Here is a 5,509-nt window from a genome sequence, read left to right as displayed (position 1 = left end):
GAGTATAACCAATGCCGTCGCACTTTTCGCGTCAGCCAAGACCGGAGCCGGAACCGGAGGCTGACATGCTCCGGGTCGCCCACAACCAGGGGCAGCGTTGCGCGGCGACAACAGCTGTTGCCTTTATTTACGGCCTGCGGTCACGAATTCAGGCATTGCCGTATTTTGTCCACATGGTGGCGACATGAGTTTTCGATTGCGGATTGGGACCGGCTCGAAAGCTTGCGCGGAAGGCGGCTTCGTTTAGGAAATTCCCGAACCAAGGACTGGAGCGGGTATGATTCGTCTCATTGGCTATTTTTTCGGCATCGGCACGACGCTGGCCCTTTTGGTCGCGGCGGGCGTTGCGATCTACATCGGCCATTTGTCGAAGGACCTCCCCGACTACGAGGTGCTGGCCAAATACGAGCCGCCGGTGACCACCCGCATTCATGCGTCGGACGGCGCGCTGATGGCCGAATATGCCCGTGAGCGGCGCCTGTACCTGCCGATCCAGGCCATACCGGATCGCGTCAAGGCAGCCTTCCTGTCCGCCGAAGACAAGAACTTCTACAATCATCCCGGCATCGACGTGACCGGCCTTGGCCGCGCCATCATCGTCAACCTGCAGAATTTTGGCTCAGGCAAGCGCCAGGTCGGCGCCTCGACGATCACCCAGCAGGTGGCGAAGAACTTCCTCTTGTCTTCGGACCAGACCTATGAGCGCAAGATCAAGGAGATGATCCTCGCCTTMCGCATCGAGCAGGCCTACCCCAAGGATCGTATTCTCGAGCTCTACCTCAACGAAATCTTCTTCGGCTTCGGCGCCTATGGCGTCGCCGGTGCGGCGCTGACCTATTTCGACAAGTCGGTCAACGAGCTGACCGTGGCCGAAGCTGCTTATCTGGCTTCGCTGCCGAAGGGACCGAACAACTACCATCCCTTCAAGCATGCCGATCGCGCGCTGGAGCGCCGCAACTGGGTCATCGACCAGATGGTCGAGAATGGCTACGTGACGCGTGAGGAAGGCGCCAAGGCCAAGGCCGAGCCGCTGGGCGTGACGCCGCGCCGCAACGGCACCTATCTTTTCGCCGGCGAGTACTTCACCGAGGAGGTGCGCCGCCAGATCATCGCCCGTTACGGCGAGAATGCGCTTTACGAAGGCGGCCTTTCCGTCCGCACGACGCTTGATCCGAAGGTTCAGCTCATTGCCCGCAAGGCGATGCAGAACGGGTTGATGAAATACGACACGCTGCGCGGTTATCGCGGACCGGTGACGACCATCGACGTGTCCGGCGACTGGGGCGTGCCGCTTGGCAACGTCAAGGGGCTGGAGGATGTCCCTGAATGGTCGCTGGCCGTCGTGCTCGACAGTTCGGAGACCGGCCTGTCGATCGGCCTTCAGCCGGCGCGCCAGGCCTCGGGCGAGATCGTCAAGGAACGCGTCGAAGGCACCGTCAGCAAGGACGACATGGGTTTCGCCATGCGCCATCTGGTCGACGGCAAGACCGTCAAGGCCAAGTCGCCGGCGGACGTCTTGAAACCGGGCGACGTTATTTTCGTGCAGAAGAACGATGGCGCCGATGGCGCCTACAGCCTGCGCCAGGTTCCCGAGGTGGAGGGCGGCCTGATCGCCATGGATCCGCATACCGGCCGCGTGCTGGCCATGGTCGGCGGCTTCTCCTACGCGCAATCCGAATTCAATCGCGCGACGCAAGCCATGCGCCAGCCAGGCTCCTCGTTCAAGCCGATCGTCTATTCGGCCGCGCTCGACAACGGCTATACGCCGGCCTCGGTGATCATGGACGGGCCGATCACCATCCAGAGCGGCAACACGACCTGGACGCCGAAGAACTATGACGGCACCGTTGCTGGTCCGGCGACATTGCGCTCCGGCATCGAGAAGTCGCGCAATTTGATGACGGTGCGGCTTGCCAACGATATGGGCATGAAGCTGGTCGTCGAGTATGCCGAGCGCTTTGGTGTCTACGACCATCTGGCGCCGTATCTGCCGATGGCGCTGGGCTCCGGCSAAACGACCGTGATGCGCATGGTGTCGGCCTATTCGATCATGGCCAACGGCGGCAAGTCGATCAAGCCGTCGCTGATCGACCGCATCCAGGACCGCTACGGCAAGACGGTGTTCAAGCAGGACGAACGTGGCTGCCAGGGCTGCAATGCGCCCGAATGGCAGAACCAGCCGGAACCGGAACTGGTCGACAATTCCGAGCAGGTGCTCGATCCGATGACCGCCTATCAGATCACCTCGATGATGGAAGGTGTCGTGCAGCGCGGCACCGGCGCCACCATCGGCGAACTCGGCCGCCACATCGCCGGCAAGACCGGGACGACGAACGACGAAAAGGACGCCTGGTTCATCGGTTTTACGCCCAACCTCGTCGTTGGCCTCTACATGGGCTACGACACGCCGCGCGGCCTTGGCCATGGCGCTACCGGTGGTGGTCTCGCGGCACCTATCTTCAAGGACTTCATGCGGGTGGCGCTGGATGGCACGCCCAATGTCGACTTCAAGGTGCCGGAAGGCATGAACCTGATCGCCATCAATCGCAAGACCGGCATGCGTGCCGCTTCGGGCGATCCCGGCACCATCATCGAAGCCTTCAAGCCGGGTACCGGGCCTGCCGACAGCTATTGGGTGATCGGCATGGGCGCCGACGGCTCTAATGCCACCGGCGGTGCACTATCGCCGCAGGCCAACCAGGCCATCCAGTCCGGCGGCGGCGGCCTCTACTGACGATTTTCATGAGCGGATGGGCTGGCCTTGCGCCGGCCCATTTTGCTTTACAGCCGGCGGCGGCCTCCCTATGTATCGCGCCTACCGATTTCATCAAACAGGACAGAACAGCCAGCCATGCGCGCGGAAACGCAGAATATTGTCGACGAGATCAGGCAGGCGATTACCCTGCTGAGGAGGCATCTTTGACTGGGATCAGGCCATAAAGCGGCTTGAATACCTCAACGTGCGCGCCGAGGACGCCAGCCTCTGGAACGAACCGCTGGAAGCACAGAAGTTGATGCGCGAACGGCAGGGCCTCGAGGAAGGTATCGCCTCGGTGAAAGGCCTGACGCAGGCGCTGGAAGACAATATCGGGCTGATCGAACTCGGTGAGGAAGAGGGCGACGAGGGCGTCATCGCGGAAGCGGAAGCCGCGCTCCGTTCGATGCAGGGCGAAGCGAAGGCTCGCCAGGTCGAGACGCTGCTGTCGGGCGAGGCCGACGCCAACGACACCTACCTCGAAGTCCATGCCGGCGCAGGTGGCACCGAAAGCCAGGACTGGGCCTCGATGCTTTTGCGCATGTACACGCGCTGGGCCGAGCGGCGCCGCTTCAAGGTCGAGGTGCTGGAAGTGCATGACGGCGAAGAGGCCGGCATCAAGTCCGCCACGCTGCTGATCAAGGGCCACAACGCCTATGGCTGGCTGAAGACGGAATCGGGCGTTCATCGCCTGGTACGCATTTCGCCCTATGACAGCAATGCGCGTCGTCACACGTCGTTCGCCAGCATCTGGGTCTATCCGGTCATCGACGACACGATCGAGATCGACGTGTCCGAATCTGATGTCCGCATCGACACCTACCGCTCGTCCGGCTCGGGCGGCCAGCACGTCAACACCACGGATTCGGCGGTGCGCATCACCCACCTTGCCACCGGCATCGCCGTCGCCTGCCAGGCCGAACGGTCGCAGCATAAGAACAAGGCCAAGGCGTGGGAGATGTTGCGCTCGCGCCTCTACGAGGAAGAGCTGAAGAAGCGCGAGSCTGTTGCCAACGCCACCGAAGCGTCGAAGAGCGATATCGGCTGGGGTCACCAGATCCGCTCCTATGTGCTGCAGCCCTACCAGTTGGTGAAGGATCTTCGCACCGGCGTCGAGAGCACCAGCCCGTCGAGCGTGCTCGATGGCGACCTCGACGATTTCATGGAAGCCTCCCTGTCGCAGCGCATCGAGGGCGGTGCGGGTGAAGCGGTGGCGGATCTGGATTAGTCCTGGCAGCATGATCCCGAAAATTGGGTCCAGTACCGCGGGCCCACATAGACCTGGATAGGACGATGGCTCGCAAGCTTGTCGGAAAATGTTTGTGCGGCGCTGTGCAATACGCCGTACGGGACGAGTTTGTTTACGCGGCCAACTGCCACTGTTCCAATTGCCGACGGACCACGGGTTCGGCCTTCAAGCCGTTCGCCGGTATCGAGCGCGAAAAATTTGCCTTGGGCGAAGGCGAGGACAAGCTTCTGATCTTCGGCGATCAAAGCGGCCATGATGCGCATTGCGGGCTGTGCGGCTCATTGCTCTATTCGCTGGTTCGCGAAGGGGCTTTCGTCCACGTGGCGATGGGAACCCTTGCCGACGACCCGTCGATCCGCCCGTCCGCCCATATCTTCGTGGGCTCCAAGGCGGGCTGGTTCACCATCACCGACGACCTGCCGCAATATCAAGAGCACGTGATTGCCGGATCTGTCGACGAATAGGCGTCGGTCTGCCACGTAGCAATTTCTTGCGCCGACTCACATTTGCGCTCACCATCACCGCATTGAGGGGAGACAAAAGCATTTATGGCTGGGCGCGGCATATCTGCTAGCTGACGATCCGGCCGCTGGGAAGAGACGTTCAGGGAACGGGCAAGCGAAACGCTTGATGGCTCGTTTGAAAGGAACGTTTCCATGTCTGCCACACCCAGATCGGCCAAAGCCGTTCGACCGGCCGGTCGACTCCTGATTTCCCTGCTTGCAATTCCAATGATCGCAATGCTGTCGTCGCCGGCGTTGGCGCATGATGCCAAGCCGACCGCGGCGAAACCGCAAGGCTGGAGCTATCCGTTCGCCTGCTGCGCCAATTACGATTGCCACGAGGTGTCGCAAACCTCGATCAGCGAGCGCCCGGAAGGTTATGTCATCAAGGACACCGGGGAGGTGTTGGCCTACAGCGACAGACGGATCAAGGATTCGCCCGACGGCGAATTCCATTGGTGCGCCCATGAAGCCGGGCTCGATGCCGGCAAGACCATCTGCCTGTTCGTGCCGCCATCGTCCTTCTAGGCCTTTCCGGCCTGGATTTAGAATGAAGGTTCAGACGGCGCGCCGTCTGGCGCCTCTGCTGGCAGAGAGTTGTCAGGAGCGCCTCTTTATGCTGCCCTTGCCGCACGAGGCGGTGGGCGACTGGAGGAGTTCGTTGATGACCATCAAGGCAAGCTGTCATTGCAAGGGGACGACATTCGAGGTTTCGCAGGCGCCGCAGACTGTGACGCAATGCACCTGCTCGTTCTGCTCGAAACGGGGCTCGCTCTGGGCCTACTACGTTCCGTCGCAATTCAAGCTCACCAGCCCGCCGGAGAATGTTTCCGTCTACCAATGGGGGTCAAAAACAGTCAAGCACGGTTTTTGCGCCACATGCGGCTGCGGCACCTTCACGGAAACGCCGGATTGGTCGACTGGCGAGCCGGATTTCGACAATCCCAAGATCAGTGTCAATTCGCGGCTCTTCGATGATTTCGATCTCGATAAGGTCGAAGT

5 protein-coding genes are annotated in these 5,509 nt (G+C 61.4%); all 5 read left to right on the top strand.

Annotated features, from left to right (window positions below):
* The first annotated feature begins 277 nt into the window (after positions 1 to 277).
* Positions 278 to 2,734: a penicillin-binding protein 1A gene (locus ACXJ7R_RS23875; RefSeq protein WP_457153993.1), complete on the top strand. Its 2,457-nt coding sequence runs from the start codon at positions 278 to 280 to the stop codon at positions 2,732 to 2,734.
* A 117-nt stretch (positions 2,735 to 2,851) separates the two neighbouring features.
* A protein-coding gene (gene prfB, locus ACXJ7R_RS23870; protein ID WP_457153992.1) for a peptide chain release factor 2 occupies positions 2,852 to 3,983 on the top strand; the annotation gives its coding sequence in 2 pieces (ribosomal slippage) (positions 2,852 to 2,917 and positions 2,919 to 3,983; 1,131 coding nt in all).
* 65 nt (positions 3,984 to 4,048) lie between these two features.
* Positions 4,049 to 4,468, top strand: coding sequence for a GFA family protein (locus tag ACXJ7R_RS23865; RefSeq protein WP_457153991.1), 420 nt, complete (start codon positions 4,049 to 4,051; stop codon positions 4,466 to 4,468).
* A 192-nt stretch (positions 4,469 to 4,660) separates the two neighbouring features.
* On the top strand, positions 4,661 to 5,035 hold the full coding sequence (locus ACXJ7R_RS23860) for a hypothetical protein (protein WP_457153990.1): 375 nt from the start codon (positions 4,661 to 4,663) through the stop codon (positions 5,033 to 5,035).
* Positions 5,036 to 5,171: 136 nt separating this feature from the next.
* Positions 5,172 to 5,509, top strand: a 338-nt coding sequence (locus ACXJ7R_RS23855; protein WP_457153989.1) for a GFA family protein, incomplete at its 3' end; no start/stop codon positions are given.

The organism is Mesorhizobium sp. P5_C1, assembly GCF_054049815.1.
Note: the sequence above shows the minus strand (reverse complement) of the source record. Positions and strands in the feature narration are given on the sequence as shown.

What these genes read in the sequence shown, in the direction of transcription:
- ACXJ7R_RS23865 (WP_457153991.1), top strand. Translation starts at nt 4,049, where the DNA reads ATGGCTCGCAAGCTTGTCGGAAAATGTTTGTGCGGCGCTGTGCAATAC.
- ACXJ7R_RS23860 (WP_457153990.1), top strand. Translation starts at nt 4,661, where the DNA reads ATGTCTGCCACACCCAGATCGGCCAAAGCCGTTCGACCGGCCGGTCGA.